Genomic DNA, 19,048 nt, shown 5'->3' with positions numbered 1-19,048 from the left:
GTAAAAATTATCTTATTATTTGTTGCCGGTTGCGCGTTTTAACGCGATACGGGCGGTGATTCGCAATCTGATTAAGCGCCAGAAAATCCACACCAGCGTGGCGGCAGAGATCGCCGCCGTCAGGAGATAAGTGTCATTGTAGGCGAGAATATTGGCCTGTAGCGTCGAGGCGTTTTGCAGCAGCGTGTTAGCCTGCACGTTCAATAGCGTGATGTCGCCAATCTGGCTTTGGTACATCTGGCTATACTGCTGCAGTCGCTCGGCGATCAACGGGTTCAACGTGGTTATCTGATCGGCCAACTGGCTGGAATGAAATTTTTCGCGCCAGGTCTGAAAAGTACCGAGGATAGCTGAGCCGAGCAGGCCGCCGATATTTTGGCTCATGCCAAACAGAACCGAGAAGCTGACCAGATTCCGCTGGTCGGCAATCACACCGCCAATTCCCGCCAGCATGGCCGGCGCCAGGAAGAAGGCGCTGCCGAAGCCTAGTAAAAACTGGCTGAACATCAACTGTTCCGGACGGGTCAGGGCAGTGGACTGACTATCAAGCAAGGAGGCAATCATAATCAACGCCAGCGCGGTCGCGGTGGGCCAGTAGAGGCGCTGTGGGTTAAGCGTCAGGCAACTGGCGACGATACCGCAGACGATACCGGCGAAAATCGACCATGCCAGGTTGGTCATCTGCTCGTTTTGCAAGCCGACGTACTGCAGCCAACCGATGACCCCGGTATTCTGTTCCGCCAGCACGATGCGAATCAGCAACATAATCAGTCCCAGACGAAGGATACTGCCGCTGGAAAGCCATTTGGTGTTAAGCAGCGGGTTAGTACGATTATGCTCGAAGGCGATAGCCGAAACGATCAGCACCACCGCTCCCGCCAGCGACCAGCCAAGCCACGGCGCCTCAAACCACCAGTCCAGACGGCCCAGCGACAGGACCGCGCAGACTAAAGCCATACCGGGAGCCAGCAGGAAGAAGGTAATAAAGTCCTTCTTCTCAAACACCTTTTTGCGGTCGCTTGGCGGCAGTTTCAGCGCGATGACGCAGGCCAGCGACACCAGCGCCAGGCCGAGCTCAAAGAAGTAGAGCCCGCGCCATTCGTCAATCTGCAGCAGTTCGGTCGAGAACAGACGCGCCAGCGGGATTGCCAGCGACGATCCGGTGATACCGATGGTCAACGCCTTCAGGCGGTGGCGCGCCGGCCAGGCCTGCACCTGATAGTAAATTCCCAGTGAACTCAACGCCGCTGCCACCATGCCGTGCGCCGCGCGCACCATCATTGCCGAGCTGAGGTCGTTGACGAACAGGTGGAAGAAAGTGACCAGTACATACAGTACCAGGAAGCCTTCGGTAAAGGCGCGCAGGCCAAACTGTTGGCGAAATTTCACCAGCAGCAGGTTGATGGAAACGTTAGTCATAACGTAGACCGCCGGCAGCCATGCGATTTCCGTCGACCAGGCGGCAAAAGTGCCCTGCAGCAGCTGCAGGTTGGCGGTAACGACGGCGTTACCCAGCGCGCCGGTCAGGCACACCAGCAGCCCGACGATGCCATAAGCGACGCGTTTCGGCGTACTGTGGATCGGCGTCGACGGCGAACCGAGCATCGCCGGTTTTTCATGCGGCGCCCAGTCGTGGGGCACATAAGGATTAGCTTCGCGACGAGGCATTATTTCTTTTCCACCTCGTGCAGCAGCTTTTCCAGTACCCGGTGGGTTTGCTCACGCTCTTGCGGAGTAATGGCGGTGAGGATCTCCTCGCGCAGGTCGTCGGCGACCGCTTTCACCTGATGGAAAAGCGCCATCCCTTTGGCGGTGGCAACCAACAGACGCTTACGTTTATCGCTGTCAGGCTTAACGCGCTCCACCAGTTCAAGTTCGACCAGGCGGTTAATGAGCGGGACGATGGTGGCGCTTTCGACACCGAGTTCCTGCGCCAGTTCGCTTTGCGAGAGGGGCTGCTCGTTGCGGGCAATAGCTGACACCGCCACCCATGACGCCTGGCTCATGCCTAGATTTTTTAACCGCCGGTTAACCGCCAGCCGCCAGTGATGCGCGGTTAAGTATAAGAGATGAGAAAAGTTAAGCTGTCGGTTATCCATGTTCCGCCTGCAAATTCATTAGAGCTCTAATGATTTTAGGCGCGGCGATTTACCGATTTCAAGTCACGAAGATAAAAATAGGTTAACGCAATGTGCGTTTTTTGTGGAAAAGGCAGGCTGGCACGTGGAGAAAAAAATAAAAAACCCGGGCGAACCCGGGTTGAAGATTTGGATTACCCGGCCATTAGCCCGGATAGATGCCGCGGTCTTTACGCGCCAGCAGGATGCGCTCACAGGCGACGATGTAGGCCGCGGTACGCAGAGAACACGCTTTCTCGGCGGCTTTATCGCAGACGTGAACAATAGCATCGGTCATGATGCGGTCCATCTTGGCATTGATCTCTTCTTCGCTCCAGAAGAAGCTCGCCATATCCTGAACCCATTCGAAGTAGCTGACGGTCACGCCGCCGGCGTTACAGATAACGTCCGGAACCACGATCACCCCGCGGTCGGCCAGCACGTCGTCGGCGTCCGGATAGGTCGGGCCGTTGGCGCCTTCGAGGATCAGCTTACAGCTGATTTTTTCCGCGCGTTCACGGGTGATTTGGCCTTCCAGCGCCGCCGGGATCAGGATATCCATCTCGGTGGTCCAGAAGTCTTCTTTGGCGATTTCACGCGCGCCCGGGAAGCCGGCAATCTTCTTGTTCTCGGCCTGCCATGCGGTCAGCGCCTGCATGTCGATGCCGCCTTCGTTGAACAGGGTCGCGGTGTGGTCCTGGATCACGACAATGCGCGCGCCAACGTCTGCAAACAGACGAGCGGCTTCGCTGCCGACGTTACCAAAACCTTGCAGCGCCACTTTCGCGCCTTCGATTTCGATCCCGTTGCGACGAGCCACTTCACGACCGGTGACGAAGACGCCGCGGCCGGTGGCTTTTTCACGGCCCAGCGAACCGCCGAGATGAATCGGCTTACCGGTAACCACGCCGGTAATAGTGGTGCCGTGGTTCATGGAGTAGGTGTCCATCATCCACGCCATCACTTTACCGTTGGTGCCCACGTCTGGCGCCGGGATATCTTTCTGTGGCCCAATGATAATGCCGATTTCGCTGGTATAGCGACGAGTCAGACGTTCCAGCTCGCCTTCAGACAGTGAGAACGGGTCGACGCGGATGCCGCCTTTGGCTCCGCCGTAAGGAATATTGACCGCGGCGCACTTAATGGTCATCCAGGCAGAAAGCGCCATTACCTCGTTAAGATCGACATCCGGATGGTAGCGAACACCACCTTTACCCGGTCCACGCGATAGATTGTGCTGGACACGATAGCCTTCGAAATGGCGGATGGTGCCATCATCCATCTGCACTGGAATATCAACGATCAGCGCGCGTTTCGGGTGACGCAGAGTTTCCACCCAGTAGGCGAGGTCGCCCAGATACGGCGCGACGCGGTCGATCTGGCGCAGGTAAGTGGTCCATGGAGATGTACTACTTTCAGATGCGTAAGATAACTTTTCCATAAGAGTCCTGTATCTCAATGTTATTTGTGTCGTGTAAAACCGTGGAATAGGTACAGCAGTAAAATCTGTGTGATGAATGTTATCACCAATTTTATAAACCAGTATTTGACGGCTATTCCGAATTTTACATTTTTGTTAGTTTTTTGGGGTTGCATTTGAATAAATAAGCACGACCAGGTGCCTGCATGTCATGCATGGATATGCATATTTTATGCAGATAAGTGAATATAGAAATAATTTTTTCATATTTTTCATTATCTTGATGATCCTCTAAAAGTGAATAAAATGATTCATGGTTGTATTGACTTTGTTGCGCGTCAGGGCCCAGCATTAGCTCACGCAATACACAAGGTATTAACCGTGAATTAACATATATCCATACAAATAAAATGGCTTATTTCAGTTGTGGTGAAAATATTTGTCATCGCAGCGGGACGTGTGCGCCCTGAAAACGGCTAAAGGGAAATTGTTAAATTCGACTATTCACGATTGGCCAATTTATGCCGCCGATCCTCGTTCCGGAGAATTGTTATGTCAGGCAGTATCACTCGCGAAGATTTTGATGCTTATATGGTTCCGTGTTTCGCTCCCGCGCCGTTTATCCCGGTGAAAGCGGCGGGCTCCCGCGTCTGGGACCAGCAGGGTAAAGAGTACATTGACGTGGCTGGCGGCATTGCGGTTAACGCGCTGGGTCACGCTAACCCGGCCCTGGCCGCGGCGCTGAAAGCGCAGCTGGATAAGCTGTGGCACATCGGCAACGGCTATACCAACGAACCGGTGCTGCAGCTGGCGAAAACCCTGGTGGAGTCGACCTTCGCCGATAAAATTTTCTTCTGTAACTCCGGTGCTGAAGCCAACGAAGCCGCGCTTAAGCTGGCGCGCAAGTATGCGCACGACAAATTCGGCGCCGACAAGAGCGAAATTATCGCCTTCAAAAACTCTTTCCATGGCCGCACCCTGTTTACCGTAACCGTAGGGGGGCAGCCGAAATACTCCAGCGACTATGCGCCATTACCGCAGGACATCACCCATCTGCCGTATAACGATATCGACGCGGTGAAAGCGGCGTTCTCTTCCCGCACCTGCGCGGTCATCGTCGAGCCGATTATCGGCGAAGGCGGCGTCATGCCGGCGGATCCGCAATTCCTGCAGGCGCTGCGGGACCTGTGCGATGAGCATGAAGCAACGCTGATTTTTGATGAAGTGCAGACCGGCGCCGGGCGTACCGGCCAACTGTATGCTTACCAGCACTACAACGTGGTTCCGGATATTCTCACCAGCGCGAAAGGGCTGGGCGGCGGCTTCCCAATTGGCGCGATGCTGGCAAAAGAGGCCTGGGCGCAGGTGTTCCAGCCGGGTACCCACGGCACGACTTTCGGCGGCAACCCGCTGGCGGCGACCGTCGCCAATAGCGTGCTGGCGCAAATAGATAGTGCGCTGCTGGCGGGCGTGGGCGAACGCCATACCCTTATCGTCGATAAACTCAATGCGCTGAACGCCAAATATGATCTCTTTAGCGCCGTGCGTGGGATGGGGCTGCTGATTGGCGCCGAACTGGCAAGCCATCTGCGCGGCAAAGCCAAAGCGCTGACCAATCTGGCGGCGGAAGAGGGACTGATCGCGCTGATAGCCGGGCCGGACGTACTGCGTTTCGCCCCGGCGCTCAATATTCCCCTGGCGGATATTGATGAAGCCTTCGTGCGCCTTGAGCGCGCCGTCGCCCGCTTAACCAGCTAATCCGGGAGACGGCCTATGATGTTATTTCGTCCCGTACGGGAAAACGACCTCGATGATATTGTCCGCCTGGCCTCCCGGGCGGGCGTGGGAATGACCTCGCTGCCGAATGATGCCGTGCGCCTCGCCGCACGGATCAAACGCAGCGTGGAGACCTTTGCCGGCAAGCTGACGCGCGGCGAGCAGGGGTTTCTGTTTGTCCTCGAAGACACCGACCTGGCTCGGGTCGTCGGCGTCAGCGCTATTGAGGTCGCGGTGGGGCTCGACGAACCTTTCTACAATTTTCGTATTCAGAAAACGGTACGGGCATCCAAAGAGCTTGGGGTTTACAAGCATCAGGATTTGCTCAATTTAAGCTACGACCATACCGGCCATAGCGAACTTTGTACCCTGTTTCTTGACCCGGAGTACCAGAAGAACCGCAATGGCCTGCTGCTCTCCAAAGCGCGGTTTGTCTTTATTGCCGCGTTCCGCGAGTGGTTTTCACCGCATCTGTTCGCCGAGCTGCGCGGGCGCAGCGACGAGCAGGGTAATTCGCCGTTCTGGGATGCGTTGGGGCACCACTTTTTCGACATTCCTTTCGCCGATGCCGACCGCCTCACCGGTACAGGAATGAAAACTTTTATCGCCGAACTGATGCCGGCTTACCCGATTTACATCTCGCTGCTGCCGGATGATGCCCGCGAAGTGATAGGCCAGGTTCATGCTAACACCGCGCCGGCGCGGGCTATTCTCGAAAAAGAGGGGTTTAGCTGGCGCGGGTCCGTCGACATCTTCGATGCCGGCCCGGTACTGGAAGCAGAAACCGATAATATTCGCGCCATCAGAGAGAGCTACTCGCTGCCGGCGCTGCAACTCATGACGCCGCAGGCGACGCCAACCATCGTCGCCAACGGACAGTTTGATAATTTCCGCGCGGTCCTCATTGCGCAAGAGACGCCGGGAGCGCTCGATCAGCAGGCGCTGGACGCCCTGCAGGTCAATGCCACCGACCGGGTTCACGCGGTGACACTCAATCCAGAGGAAAACAGATCATGGCGGTAAACGCACAGTTTATAGCAGGTAAGTGGCAGCAGGGCGCAGGCGCGCCGTTAACCAAGCTGGCGCCGGAAGACCAGTCTATTTTATGGCAGGCGAGTAGCGCCGGCGCGGCCGACGTGCAGGCCGCCTGTACTGCCGCGCGCGAGGCGTTTTATGGCTGGTCGCGTCGTCCATTAAGCGAACGCATTGCCGTGGTTCAGCGGTTCGCTGCGCTGCTGGAAGAGAATAAAGAGGCGCTGGCGACGTTAATTTCCCGTGAAACCAGCAAGCCGCTGTGGGAAACCCTTACTGAAGTACAAGCGATGATCGGCAAAGCCGGGATTTCCATTGATGCCTACGCCGAACGTACCGGTTATCGCGAGTCCGCTATGCCGGACGGCAAAGCGCTGCTGCGCCATAAGCCGCACGGCGTGATGGCGGTGTTTGGCCCTTACAACTTCCCGGGGCATCTGCCGAATGGCCATATTATCCCGGCGCTGATCGCCGGTAACACCGTGGTATTTAAACCGAGCGAATTGACGCCCGCGACCGCGGAACTCACCGTTCAGCTATGGCAGCAGGCTGGGATCCCTGATGGGGTGCTAAACCTGGTGCAGGGGGCGAAAGATACCGGCCAGGCCCTGCTGGAAAACCGCGATATCGACGGGGTGCTGTTTACCGGGAGCGCCGCCGCTGGCTTCCATTTCCACCGCTACCTCGGCGGCCAGCCGGAGAAAATGTTGGCGCTGGAAATGGGCGGCAATAATTCGCTTATCGTGGCCGACGTTACCGATAGCGTTGCGGCGCTGAACGTGATTATTCAATCGGCCTTTATCTCCGCTGGGCAGCGCTGCACCTGCGCGCGTCGTTTACTGGTACCGCGCGGCAAACAGGGCGATGCGCTACTTGAACAACTGATTGCTGCCAGCCGGCAGATCCGCGCCGGTAAATGGGACGCCGAACCGCAGCCGTTTATGGGCGGGGTGATATCGCAAACCGCCGCGCAGGGCATGCTGGCGGCGCAGGCGAAGCTGGAAGCGCTGGGCGGCAAAGTGCTGCTGCGCATGAGCCAGCCTGATCCGCGCTCAACCGTGCTGACGCCGGGAATTATCGATGTTACCGGGATCGCGGTGCCGGATGAAGAGTACTTCGGCCCGCTGCTGACCGTGATTCGTTATGACCAGTTCGATGAGGCGATCGCGATCGCCAATAACACCCGCTACGGTCTGGCGGTGGGGCTGATTTCCGCCGACCCGGCGCTGTTCGACAAGCTGGCCGATGAAGCGCGCGCCGGGATTGTTAACTGGAACAAACCGCTCACCGGAGCCTCCAGCAAAGCGCCATTCGGCGGTGTCGGCGCCTCCGGCAACCATCGCGCTTCGGCGTGGTATGCCGCCGATTATTGCGCCTGGCCGATGGCTTCTCTGGTCAGCGAAACGCTGACGCTTCCGGCGACGACGTCGCCAGGTCTGCCATTCTGATAACCGTTTTTGTGAGGACACTATGTCTGGATTTGAAGCGAATTTTGACGGCCTGGTGGGGCCAACGCACCACTACGCCGGGTTGTCGGTAGGCAACGAAGCGTCACAAAACAACCGCGACGGTTTATCTAACCCGAAGAAGGCGGCGCTGCAGGGACTTTATAAGATGAAGACCCTGGCCGATCGTGGCTTTGTGCAGGGCATTCTGCCGCCGCAGCCGCGGCCAAATATGACGATGCTGCGCAGTATTGGTTTTCAGGGCAGCGACGAGCAGGTGATCCAGCGTGCGGCTAAAGAGGCCCCGCAGCTATTGTCGGCCTTTAGCTCCGCTTCCTCAATGTGGACCGCCAACGCCGCCACCGTGTCGCCGTCGGCGGATAGCGCTGATGGAAAAGTGCACTTTACGGTCGCCAACCTGAACAATAAGCTGCACCGCATGCAGGAAGCGCCGATCACCTCGGCTATCCTCAGGGCCACCTTCGCCGATGAGCGTTACTTCGCGCATCACGCGGCGCTGCCGCAGCATGGCGATTTAGGTGATGAAGGGGCGGCGAACCATAACCGTTTCTGTGGGGATTATGATCGCCAGGGCGTGCAGTTTTTTGTCTACGGTAAGCGAGCCAGCGGCGGCATTGCGCCAGCTAAATACCCCGCACGCCAGACGCTGGAGGCCAGCGAAGCGGTGGCGCGTCTGCATCAGCTCGACCCGCAGTACACCGTATTCGCTCAGCAAAATCCGCAGGCTATCGACCATGGCGTATTCCACAATGATGTTATCGCCGTCAGCAACCGCCACGTGCTGTTCCATCATCAGCACGCCTTCCTGCAGCAGCGGGAGGTACTGGCAACGCTGAAGGAGAGCAACGCCAGGCTGAATATTCCATTCACCAGCGTTGAAGTGCCGGACGAGCAGGTTAGCCTCGATGACGCGGTGGCCTCTTATCTGTTCAACAGCCAGTTACTGAGCAAAGCCGATGGCAAAATGCTGATCGTGGTGCCGGAAGAGTGCCGTCAGCGTGAAAACGTCTGGCGTTATCTCTCCGCTCTTGCCGCCGATAGCGCATCGCCTATCGATGAAGTGGCGGCATTCGATCTACGTGAAAGCATGCGCAACGGCGGCGGCCCGGCCTGTTTACGTCTGCGGGTGGTGCTTAACGATGCCGAGCGTGCGGCGGTCAACACTCACAGCCTGATGAATGACGAACGCTATCAGCAGCTGACGGCGTGGGTTGAAAAGCATTATCGCGATCGCCTGCATGCCAGCGATCTCGCCGACCCGCAGCTGCTGCGCGAGGTTTATCAGGCGCTGGATGAGCTGACGCAGATTTTACATCTGGGCGCGATTTATGACTTCCAGCGATAAGGGGCCGGGAATGGAACAAAACGTCAACGATTTACTGCATTGTAAACTGCAGACATGGACCTTTCCGCCGACTATCGAAGCCAGTTGGTTAGGCGATGGCATTCTGCAACTGCTGCCAAAAACGTCATGGCGACAGGCGACGGTGCTTTCTGCCGGGGTGCACGGTAACGAAACCGCGCCGATTGAAATGTTGCTGCAGATCCTGCAGGGATTAAGCCTGGGCGAGCAGCCGCTGACCCACGCGCTGCTGGTGGTGTTCGGCAATCTGCCCGCCATTCGCGCCGGCCGTCGCTATCTGCATAACGATCTCAACCGGCTGTTTGGCGGCCGCCATCTGGCGGCGATGCCAGGTAACGAGTCGCGTCGCGCTTTTGAACTGGAGATGGCCGTACAGGCCTTCTTCCGTAGCGCCGATGCCCACGGCAAGGTGCCGCGCACGCATCTCGATCTGCATACCGCCATTCGCGGGTCAAAATATCGGCAGTTCGCGCTGCTCCCCGCTCATGATGGCGACTACAGCGCGGATTTTTATCAGCTGTTGCAGGCCAGCGGTATGGACGCCATCGTGCGCCATACCGAACCGGGCGGCACCTTTACCCACTTCACCAGCGAGAAGTTCGGCGCGCAAAGCGCCACGCTGGAACTGGGGAAAGTGATGCCATTCGGTGAAAATGATTTGCGCTTGTTTGCCGCCACCGAACTGGCGATCGGCGCGCTGATCGCCGACGGCATCATGCCGCCGCGGAGCAAAGCGCCGGTCGAATACTTTGTGGTACAGCAGAGCATCATCAAGAGCGAGAACGGTTTTACCCTTAATCTCGACCCGAAAATTGAAAACTTTACCGCGCTGCCGGCAGGCTATGAAATCGCCCGTCAGGCACAGAAAACCTGGGTGGTCAATGCCGACGCCCCCTACATCCTGTTTCCGAATGCGGGCGTCGCCGCCGGTCAACGCGCCGGGCTGTTGCTGACCGCTACCGCGCCAAGCCTTTCCATGCCTGCTTGAAGGAATCAACATGACTGAACATCAACGTGAGGGGCAGGTTCATCCTGCCACCGACGGGGAGTGCCCGTCGCAGCTCAAACGCGGCCTTGGCGCCCGGCACATTCAGATGATTGCGCTGGGCGGCGCTATCGGCACCGGACTGTTTATGGGGGCGGGCAGAAACATCGCCGTCGCCGGAACATCCATTCTGCTTATCTATCTACTGGTAGGTTTCTTTACCTATATGGTGATGCGGGCGATGGGGGAGCTGTTGCTGACCCGCCTGGATTACCGTTCGTTTGCGGATTTCGTCGGCGACTATCTTGGCCCGCAGGCCAGTTTCTATCTGGGCTGGACCTACTGGCTTAGCTGGGTGGTGACCTGTATCGCCGACGTGGTGGTTTGCGGCAGCTATATGCAGTACTGGTTTCCGGAGATGTCGGCGTGGATGCCCGCGTTGAGTACGCTTGGGATCCTGTTCTTGTTTAATTTGTTGTCGGTAAAAATGTTCGGCGAAGCCGAATTCTGGTTTGCGCTGATTAAGGTCATCACCATTATTGCGCTGATTTTAACCGGCGCGTGGATGATTGCTATCGGCTGGACTTCGCCGGACGGCGTGAAGGCTTCGTTAGGCCATATCACCGACCCGACGGCCTTTATGCCGCACGGGGTGACCGGTTTCTTCGCCGGTTTCCAGATAGCGATCTTCTCCTTCACCGGTATTGAGCTGCTCGGCACCATGACGGCGGAAACACGCGATCCTGAGCGCATCCTGCCGAAGGCGATTAACGCGCTGCCGCTGCGCATCATTATTTTCTATCTGCTGTCGATGGTGGTGATTATTGCCGTGGCTTCATGGCCGGGCGTCTCGCCGGATGCCAGTCCGTTCGTGACCCTGTTCGCCAAGGCCGGGCTACCTGCCGCCGCCGCGGTGATAAACTTTGTCGCCTTGACGTCGGCAATGTCGTCGGCGAACAGCGGCGTTTATTCCAGTACCCGCATGCTGTACGGCCTGTCGGTGGAGAAACATGCGCACTGGCAGTTCCGTATACTATCGCGTAATACCCGCATTCCGGTACGCAGCCTGCTGTTCTCCTGCTTCTGCATGCTAAGCGGTACGTTACTGCTGTTCCTGGTGCCAAACGTGATGACGTTGTTCACCATCGTTTCAACGCTGGCGGCGATCATGGTGGTTTTCAGCTGGGGTATGATCCTCGTGGCGTACCTGGTGTATCGCCATAAACGCCCGGACCTGCACGCGCGGTCGAAATTCAAAATGCCGGCGGGAGTGGTGATGTGCTGGCTGAGCCTGCTGTTTTTCGCCTTCTCAATCTTCATTATGATTTTCGACCCGGATACGCTGCTGGCGCTGATGGCCTCGCCGCTGTGGTTTATTGCGCTATGGTGCTTCTGGAAAGTGAAACAGAAGCGCGAAGGGCAACTGGCATTGGATAACGCCAGCGCCTGATGATACCCGGCAGCTGAAACGTGGCTGCCGGATTTTCCTTTTCGCCGTAGCGCGGTTTATGATGTCGCCCGACACTTCATTGTTGGATCAGGACAGAAGAAGGAAAGGGTATGACAGAGCATTTCCCGGCGCTTTCACACGACACGTTAGCGGCGGCCAATCTCATCGGCGACTGGTTGGCGCAGGATGATTTGCCGCAGAATGCGCAGCTGCAGATTGCGGTGTTGGCCGGTAACGCGGTGATCCCGACCATTGACGCCGCCTGTCGGCTCGCGGCTCAGAGGCAGATTCCACTATTGATAAGCGGCGGTATTGGTCATTCGACGACCTTTCTTTACGACGCCGTACAAAAGCATCCGCACTATCAGGCGTTGCGGGTAGAGGGGCGTCCGGAATCGCATATCCTGGCGGATATCGCCGAACGTTTCTGGCAAATACCGCGCGATCGCATTGTGGTGGAAGACCGTTCAACCAACTGCGGCGAAAACGCGTGGTTTACCCGCCGGTTATTGGAAGAGCGTGGGCTGGATCATACCTCTGGCGTGGTGATTCAGGATCCGACGATGCAGCGTCGGACGATGGCGACCTTTGCCCGCGTCTGGCAGGAGGCACCGGCGCAGCCGCAGTGGTGGAGCTATCCCGGTTGTTCGCCGCGGCTTGAAAACAGCGCTGCTGGCCTGAGATTCAGCGGAGACGATAGTGGATTGTGGCCGGTGGGGCGTTATCTGGCGCTGCTGCTTGGCGAGCTGCCGCGTCTGCTGGATAACGCGCAGGGTTATGGCCCCAACGGTAAAGGGTTTATTACCCACGTCGATTTCCCACGCGATGTTAGCGTGGCGTGGCAATGCTTGCGTGAAGATACGCTATTGAACGAGGCGCTGAACGCCAGATCGCTGAGGTAGGGAGAAAGGCGGATAGCCGCAGCTATCCGCTGGTTCTGAGTTTACTTCGCGAATTTATCCAGTACGCGGACAAGTTGGGTAACAAAGCCGTACTCGTTATCGTACCAGGCTACGGTTTTCACGAGCTGTACGCCGCCGGCTTCCATGATCTCCAGTTGAGTCGCATCATAGATTGAGCCGAAATGGCTGCCAATAATGTCGGAGGAGACAATTTCCTCTTCAGTGTAGCCAAAAGATTCATTGTTCGCCGCCGCATTTTTCATGGCCTGATTAACCTCTTCAGCGGTGACTTTCTTCGCCAATACGGAAACCAGTTCCGTCACTGAGCCGGTTTTAGTCGGCACGCGCTGGGCGTGACCTTTCAGTTTCCCGCTGAGTTCCGGAATCACCAGACCAATGGCTTTTGCCGCGCCGGTGGTGTGCGGAATAATGTTTTCCGCTGCCGCTCGCGAGGCACGCAGGTCTTTGCCACGCGGCCCGTCCACCAGCGATTGCGTACCGGTATAAGCGTGAATAGTGGTCATGGTGCCCACGGTAATGCCGAAAGCATCGTTGAGCACTTTAGCCATTGGCGCCAGACAGTTGGTGGTGCAGGATGCAACCGAAATGATGGTGTCATCCGGGCTCATGGTGTCGTCGTTGACGTGATAAACGATGGTTTTCATCTCGCCGGCAGGGGCGGAAATCAGCACTTTCTTCGCGCCGGCGGTCAGGTGTGCCTGCGATTTTTCCGCCGACGTATAGAAACCGGTACATTCAACAATCACCTCAGCGCCTGCGGCTTTCCACGGAATATGCTGAGCCTCTTTTTCCGCATAAACGGTGATTTTTTTACCATTAACGATCAGCGCATCTTCTGTAAAATCAACGCTCCATGGGAAAGGACCGTAGTTAGAGTCATGTTTAAGCAGGTAGGCTAAGACTTTCGGTGAGGTGAGATCGTTGATGGCCACGACCTCCAGCGGGCTATTTACTTCTAACAGGCGGCGAAGTACTAAACGTCCTATACGACCAAATCCATTAATTCCAAGTTTGCTCATGGATATTCTCCTGGTGGTGAAGTTGATACGTTAAAACTTCTTCAGGCAGAGCGGGGAGAGTAAACTATTTACTTTCAGCGGCTTAGCAGTTCACATGCGGTGTTTCTATTGCTAAGTTACCTGCCTGAAGCGTCTTCAGTAACTGTCACGTGGAGCCAGATGGTGCGAAGGAAGTATAACGCCGGGTCGGAGGTGGTTCCAATGTTCTTACCGCGACAGCACAACAAAAAGAGTGCCTACCATTGTTCGCTATTTCATGCGGTGTTGAGTGGTAAATATGATCTACATCACAATAACAGAAATTAGAAAAAGCACAGAAGGATATAGCTACATCGAGGTTGTATTGATAACTATAGCGGTGGTTCAGCACAATATCGATAATGAGAATGAATATCATTCATTGACATCTGGTCATATTAATGTAACCTTGCATTAGGAATAATACAGGGATGAATAGAAAATGGATTGCGGCCTGAGGAATAATTATCAACCCATAGCTTAAAAATTTAAAAATCATGCCGAAATTCCATCCTGCTGGCATGAAATGCGGGGAGGAAAATCTGCAGGGTAAATCATAATGCGGGTGTTTAAAGATATTATCCTTGCCGGGAGCATTCTCTTTTCTGTCTTATATTCTGTTTTCTCGTTGTGCGATGTTTTGTTGATGATGCAGATATTTTATTGGCACCCAGAGCACTACTGTCTGTGTTTGCCATTGGATGTATATATTTTGTGAGCAATGCTTATTTTTGGCTATTGAATTACATAAGGAATATGAAAGATGAAAGAGCTAACAAATAAACAGTTGGGTATGGTCTCCGGTGCAGGGGGGGATATTGGGCGGGAAATTGCTCAGGGAATCGGCGCTGGAGCTGGCACATTTGTAGGCGGAACTCCTGGTGCTATAACCGGTGGGATCGCAGGGGGACAGGTTTATGACTGGGCTGCAACAAAAACACCGGACCCAGCGATGTCCCCATCTGGTCTGGGCGGAACGCTCAAACAAAAACCCGCTAACCTTCCATCCGAAGCGTGGAATGCAGCAGCAGGCAGAGAATGCTACTGGAATCCGAATAACCTCAATGATATTTGTTACTGACAGATGCTGATTGGGGTACGGGTATAAACCAGTCTAAAAGCCAATAAGGATAGCTGTTAGCGTATGGAAGAGCATATTATCAGCTCTTCCATCTCTTAACCTTTAAAAGTAGCCATAATTAAAGTTTGTCAGTCGAGTGGGAGTCGTCCACGCCTTTTGGCGCCGATGGAATAAAAAATGAACGTTGACGGATATAACCGCGAGTACAATATTGCAAGAAACAAAGCCGTAACCGGCTGTTTTGCCATGTTTGCGCTATTTTTTAGCATCACATGTTTGCCGCTTTTTTTCGAGGGCAGCAAAGACCTTATGATAACGGGATATCTCTATCCACTACTTTTCGGACTAGAGTTCCTGGCAATTGCCCCCCTTTATTATCTCTATTTCTACAAACGCGAGGGTATGGGGAGAGGAAATTTTCATTTCGGCATTTTTATTATACTTTTCCTGTGTATTCTGTTGATCCAATTTCTGTTGCCTTTTGTCACTGCAGGCTATCAGACTGAAAACTGGTCAGCTTCACAGATGCGACTGGATGCGCATGTATTCTGGCTAAATGCCATTGTGATGATTCTATTGGTTCCTGTTTATGAAGAGATGGTCTTCCGCGGCTGTCTTTTCAGTGTGTTTAAATACTGGCTCGGGAATAACAATTATGCGGCGGCTGTCGCTGTGTCTGTTGTATTTTCAGCCTGTCATTTACAGTACATAGACTGGCGATCGTTCCTGATATTATTTCTGGTTTCGCTGATGCTGGTTATCGGGAGAATAAAAACCGGCGGAATACTGATGCCAATTATTCTTCATGCGCTGATGAACGCGGTCGTAATTGGTATTCAGTATGTGTCATTCCTCCAGTATTCCGGAGAGGCTTAGCCATAGCGGGAATGAAATATGTTTCGTAAGGAAGCGCTCGAAAACAGGGATAAAACATGGTGTGGCAAAGCAGTATTACTACCGGGAATCTCCTCTCGGCTGGTTATAATTACCAGCGCGCTTTTTTTCGTCTGCTTCATTGTTTTAATTAGCACCGGCACTTATACACGACGTATTAGCGTGCAAGGTGAAGTTACCACCTGGCCGAGACCGGTTAATGTCTATTCCGGTGTCCAGGGATTTGTCGCGACACAGTTCGTCCGGGAAGGGGACCCTGTAAAAAAGGGTGATCCTGTTTATCAAATTGATGTCAGTAAAAGTACACGTAGAGGCGTGGTCAATGAGACTCAACGACAGGATATCGAAAACCAATTGAAGCGCATCGCCGAGATTATCGCTCGCCTTAGAGAGAGTAAGGAAACCACTTTGCGGATGCTTGAGCAACAGAAAATACAGTATAGCGCCTCTTTTGAACGCTCGGCAGGCATTGTCAGGCGTGCTGAGGAGGGAATAAAATTAATGAAAAATAATATGGATAATTACCGACGGTACCAGCAGCAGGGGTTGATTAATAAGGACCAGTTAACCAGTCTGGTGGCCTTGTACTACCAGCAGCATAATAGTTTGCTCAGCCTGAGCGCGCAGCATGAACAAAATGCTCTACAGTTAACCAATCTGGAAAGTCAAATTCAGACGCAGGCGGCGGAATTTGACAATCGGGTTTATCAGATGGAACTGCAGCGTTATGAGCTACAGAAAGAGCGGATTAATACTGATGCGGGAGGCGATATTATCATTCGTGCCTCATCAGACGGCAAAATTGATTCATTAAGCGTCACCCCAGGTCAGATGGTCAGCGAAGGCGACAGTCTGCTGCAGATAATTCCAGAAAAAATACAACGCTATTATTTGGTTCTTTGGGTACCCAATGAAGCCGTTCCATATATTTCAGTCGGTGATAGGGTGAATATCCGCTACGAAGCCTTTCCGGCTGAAAAGTTTGGTCAGTTCTCGGCGAAAGTCACACTCATTTCCCGGACGCCAGCCTCCTACCGTGAAATGCAGACCTATACGACCGCCCCGATTAACTCTACGGCAGGTGCGGCTGCTTACTACAAAGTTGTGATTAGTCCAGAAAAGCAGGCTGTCAGCTACGCCGGCAAGCGTCTGCCTCTGGAAAATGGCATGAAGGCACAGAGCACGTTATTTCTGGAAAAACGTAAAATCTATCAGTGGATGCTCTCGCCATTCTACGATATGAAGCGCAGCGTTACGGGGCCGATTCATGAACCGTAACCACTTCATATCATCCATCGAGGAGAAATTGGATCTGAAATTTCGGCGGCGAGTCCCGGTCGTTCATCAGACAGAAACGTCAGAATGTGGACTGGCCTGTCTGGCGATGATATGCGGACATTATGGTCGTAATATCGACATGATCGCCCTACGTCGCCAAATAAATCTGTCTGCCCGTGGAGCCTCGCTTGCCAGTGTTCAGCAAACCGGGATTGAGTTAGGGATGGAAAGCCGGGCATTGTCACTGGATCTCCATGAACTTAATGCTCTCAGAATGCCCTGTATCCTGCACTGGAATTTTAATCATTTCGTGGTGCTCGTTAGCGTACGTAAGAATCGGTTCGTGCTTCATGACCCTGCGAGGGGGCGAAGAACTGTCGGGAGCGATGAAATGTCACAGTGCTTCACCGGCGTGGCGCTGGAGGTCTGGCCCGGCAGTACATTTGTGCAGGAAACTATGAAGAGCCGAATCGGAATTCGGGCGTTAATCAGCAGCGTGCAGGGTATCCGGGGCGTACTGAGCAAAATTTTCTGTCTGTCGCTGATTATTGAAGCTATCGGCCTGGTGATGCCTGTCGGTACGCAATTGGTGATGGATCATGCTATTCCTGCGAATGACCGGGGACTGCTCATGCTTATCTGTGGAGTCCTGATGTTTTTTATTTTGGGGCGTACTTTGGTTAGCGTGATCCGCGCATGGTCATCCCTTGCGATGGAGTCATTGATAAATGTGCAATGGCAGTCGGGGCTATTCCGTCATCTGCTCCAGTTGCCGTTGACCTATTTTGAGCGACGAAAGATGGGCGATATTCACTCCCGCTTCAGCTCGTTGGATGCGCTTCGCGCCACGTTTACAACCTGTGTGGTGGGGGCAATGATGGACAGCATCATGGTTGCCGGTCTCTTGTTGATGCTTATCCTGTACGGTGGAAAATTGACGGTTTTTGTACTGGGCTTTACAGCGGTATATGTCTTCATTCGTATATTGACCTATAGCCGGTACCGCCAGCTGTCGGAAGAAGCGTTAATCGCCGGAGCCCGTGCTGGTTCATATTTTATGGAAACACTCTACGGAATAGCTACGGTTAAAATGCAGGGAATGGCAGAACGGCGTGGGAGCCACTGGCTGAACCTGAAGATTGATGCCATCAATACCGGTATCAGACTCAGCCGACTTGATATGTTCTTCGGCGGCATTAACACGTTTGTGGCGACGTGCGATCAGGTGACTATTCTGTGGCTGGGCATCAGTCTGGTTATGGAGAACCAAATGACTATCGGCATGTTTGTGGCATTTGGCGCATTCCGCGCGCAGTTTTCTGACCGGGTAGGATCGCTGGTCAACTTCTTATTACAGCTGCGTATGATGAGCCTGCACAACGAAAGGATTTCGGATATCGCTTTGAATGAAAAGGAAGAAAGAAAACCGGATTTAGGATTAAAGGCAACCATGTCTCCGGCTAGTCTGGAGATTAAAGCGCTAAGCTTCCGTTACGACAGCCAGTCAGCACCCGTCTTTAGCGGCCTTAGTTTCAGGATCCGAGCCGGCGAGAGTGTGGCCATTACCGGGCCCTCAGGTTCGGGGAAAACCACGCTGCTCAAAGTACTGTGCGGCTTGTCTGAACCGATATCAGGGACTGTCTTAATGAATGGTACGGATATCAGGCAACTGGGGATAAATAACTATCATCGCTTGATCGCCTGCGTAATGCAGGATGACCGGCTGTTTTCTGGCTCAATTCGGGAGAATATCTGCGGATTCACTGAAAATATTGATGATGCCTGGATGAGAGAATGTGCCCGGACAAGCCGTATTCATGACGTGATATTGGCTCTGCCAATGGGGTATGAGACGTTAATCGGAGAACTGGGGGAGGGGCTATCTGGGGGTCAGAAACAGAGGATTTTTATTGCCCGGGCGCTTTATCGCCGTCCGGATATATTATTCATGGATGAAGCCACCAGCGCACTGGACGCAGAGTGTGAAAAAGACGTCAGTCTGGCAATGAAAAAGTTGAATATAACCCGAATAATTATTGCTCACCGTGAAACGACCCTGCAAACCGCGGACAGGATCATCACCCTCGGCGAATCCAATTAACAGCCAATATCCTAATCCACTGCGGCCATTTGGTTTGCGATGCGGTTGAATAATGAACACAAAGCGGAATGGCAGGAGTGGCAGGGCCTGCAGTGAGTTATCCACAAACTATGCGATCTGATACC

15 protein-coding genes are annotated in these 19,048 nt (G+C 54.2%); 11 read left to right on the top strand and 4 right to left on the bottom strand.

Going from position 1 to position 19,048, the window contains the following annotated elements; all coding sequences use genetic code 11:
* Positions 1 to 15 precede the first annotated feature (15 nt).
* The 3 genes from ABLU80_RS05460 to ABLU80_RS05450 form a co-directional block, all read right to left on the bottom strand.
* Positions 16 to 1,668, bottom strand: coding sequence for an MFS transporter (locus ABLU80_RS05460; RefSeq protein ID WP_348849798.1), 1,653 nt, complete (start codon positions 1,666 to 1,668; stop codon positions 16 to 18).
* Positions 1,668 to 2,099 (bottom strand): MarR family transcriptional regulator, encoded by a 432-nt coding sequence (locus ABLU80_RS05455; protein WP_063446339.1) that lies wholly within the window; start codon positions 2,097 to 2,099, stop codon positions 1,668 to 1,670. The genes ABLU80_RS05460 and ABLU80_RS05455 overlap by 1 nt, the downstream gene beginning before the upstream one ends.
* Positions 2,100 to 2,283: 184 nt before the next feature.
* On the bottom strand, positions 2,284 to 3,558 hold the full coding sequence (locus tag ABLU80_RS05450; protein WP_015366353.1) for a Glu/Leu/Phe/Val dehydrogenase: 1,275 nt from the start codon (positions 3,556 to 3,558) through the stop codon (positions 2,284 to 2,286).
* A 531-nt stretch (positions 3,559 to 4,089) separates the two neighbouring features.
* On the opposite strand from ABLU80_RS05450, the gene ABLU80_RS05445 reads away from it, so the two are divergent.
* The 7 genes from ABLU80_RS05445 to ABLU80_RS05415 all read left to right on the top strand — a co-directional run bounded on the left by ABLU80_RS05445 (position 4,090) and on the right by ABLU80_RS05415 (position 12,511).
* The gene (locus ABLU80_RS05445) at positions 4,090 to 5,295 is read left to right on the top strand and encodes a bifunctional succinylornithine transaminase/acetylornithine transaminase (protein WP_320944945.1); all 1,206 of its coding nucleotides are present in this window, start codon (positions 4,090 to 4,092) and stop codon (positions 5,293 to 5,295) included.
* An 18-nt stretch (positions 5,296 to 5,313) separates the two neighbouring features.
* Positions 5,314 to 6,336, top strand: a complete 1,023-nt coding sequence (gene astA / locus ABLU80_RS05440; protein ID WP_026612290.1) for an arginine N-succinyltransferase — start codon at positions 5,314 to 5,316, stop codon at positions 6,334 to 6,336.
* Positions 6,327 to 7,793: a succinylglutamate-semialdehyde dehydrogenase gene (gene astD / locus ABLU80_RS05435; protein WP_348849797.1), complete on the top strand. Its 1,467-nt coding sequence runs from the start codon at positions 6,327 to 6,329 to the stop codon at positions 7,791 to 7,793. The genes astA and astD overlap by 10 nt, the downstream gene beginning before the upstream one ends.
* A 22-nt stretch (positions 7,794 to 7,815) precedes the next feature.
* A complete protein-coding gene (gene astB, locus ABLU80_RS05430; RefSeq protein ID WP_045388175.1) occupies positions 7,816 to 9,156 on the top strand; it encodes an N-succinylarginine dihydrolase in 1,341 nt (446 codons plus the stop codon).
* 10 nt (positions 9,157 to 9,166) lie between these two features.
* On the top strand, positions 9,167 to 10,162 hold the full coding sequence (astE, locus tag ABLU80_RS05425; RefSeq protein ID WP_015366358.1) for a succinylglutamate desuccinylase: 996 nt from the start codon (positions 9,167 to 9,169) through the stop codon (positions 10,160 to 10,162).
* Positions 10,163 to 10,172: 10 nt separating this feature from the next.
* Positions 10,173 to 11,609 carry an amino acid permease gene (locus ABLU80_RS05420; RefSeq protein ID WP_032708204.1) on the top strand — a complete coding sequence of 479 codons (1,437 nt, stop codon included), beginning with the start codon at positions 10,173 to 10,175 and terminating at the stop codon, positions 11,607 to 11,609.
* Positions 11,610 to 11,719: 110 nt separating this feature from the next.
* Positions 11,720 to 12,511, top strand: coding sequence for a YdcF family protein (locus ABLU80_RS05415; RefSeq protein WP_348849796.1), 792 nt, complete (start codon positions 11,720 to 11,722; stop codon positions 12,509 to 12,511).
* A 41-nt stretch (positions 12,512 to 12,552) separates the two neighbouring features.
* On the opposite strand, the gene gap is transcribed toward ABLU80_RS05415, so the two are convergent.
* The gene (gap, locus tag ABLU80_RS05410) at positions 12,553 to 13,551 is read right to left on the bottom strand and encodes a type I glyceraldehyde-3-phosphate dehydrogenase (protein ID WP_015366361.1); all 999 of its coding nucleotides are present in this window, start codon (positions 13,549 to 13,551) and stop codon (positions 12,553 to 12,555) included.
* A gap of 781 nt (positions 13,552 to 14,332) precedes the next feature.
* On the opposite strand from gap, the gene ABLU80_RS05405 reads away from it, so the two are divergent.
* The 4 genes from ABLU80_RS05405 to ABLU80_RS05390 all read left to right on the top strand — a co-directional run bounded on the left by ABLU80_RS05405 (position 14,333) and on the right by ABLU80_RS05390 (position 18,923).
* On the top strand, positions 14,333 to 14,650 hold the full coding sequence (locus tag ABLU80_RS05405) for a colicin V family bacteriocin (RefSeq protein ID WP_015705590.1): 318 nt from the start codon (positions 14,333 to 14,335) through the stop codon (positions 14,648 to 14,650).
* A 177-nt stretch (positions 14,651 to 14,827) separates the two neighbouring features.
* The gene (locus ABLU80_RS05400; protein WP_015366363.1) at positions 14,828 to 15,526 is read left to right on the top strand and encodes a CPBP family intramembrane glutamic endopeptidase; all 699 of its coding nucleotides are present in this window, start codon (positions 14,828 to 14,830) and stop codon (positions 15,524 to 15,526) included.
* 18 nt (positions 15,527 to 15,544) lie between these two features.
* A complete protein-coding gene (locus ABLU80_RS05395) occupies positions 15,545 to 16,822 on the top strand; it encodes an HlyD family secretion protein (RefSeq protein WP_015705589.1) in 1,278 nt (425 codons plus the stop codon).
* A complete protein-coding gene (locus tag ABLU80_RS05390) occupies positions 16,812 to 18,923 on the top strand; it encodes a peptidase domain-containing ABC transporter (protein ID WP_015705588.1) in 2,112 nt (703 codons plus the stop codon). The genes ABLU80_RS05395 and ABLU80_RS05390 overlap by 11 nt, the downstream gene beginning before the upstream one ends.
* Positions 18,924 to 19,048: the final 125 nt, after the last annotated feature.

This window comes from Klebsiella sp. CN_Kp104, assembly GCF_040064515.1.
GTDB lineage: Bacteria > Pseudomonadota > Gammaproteobacteria > Enterobacterales > Enterobacteriaceae > Klebsiella > Klebsiella aerogenes.
This window is presented reverse-complemented; position numbering and strand designations above follow the sequence as displayed.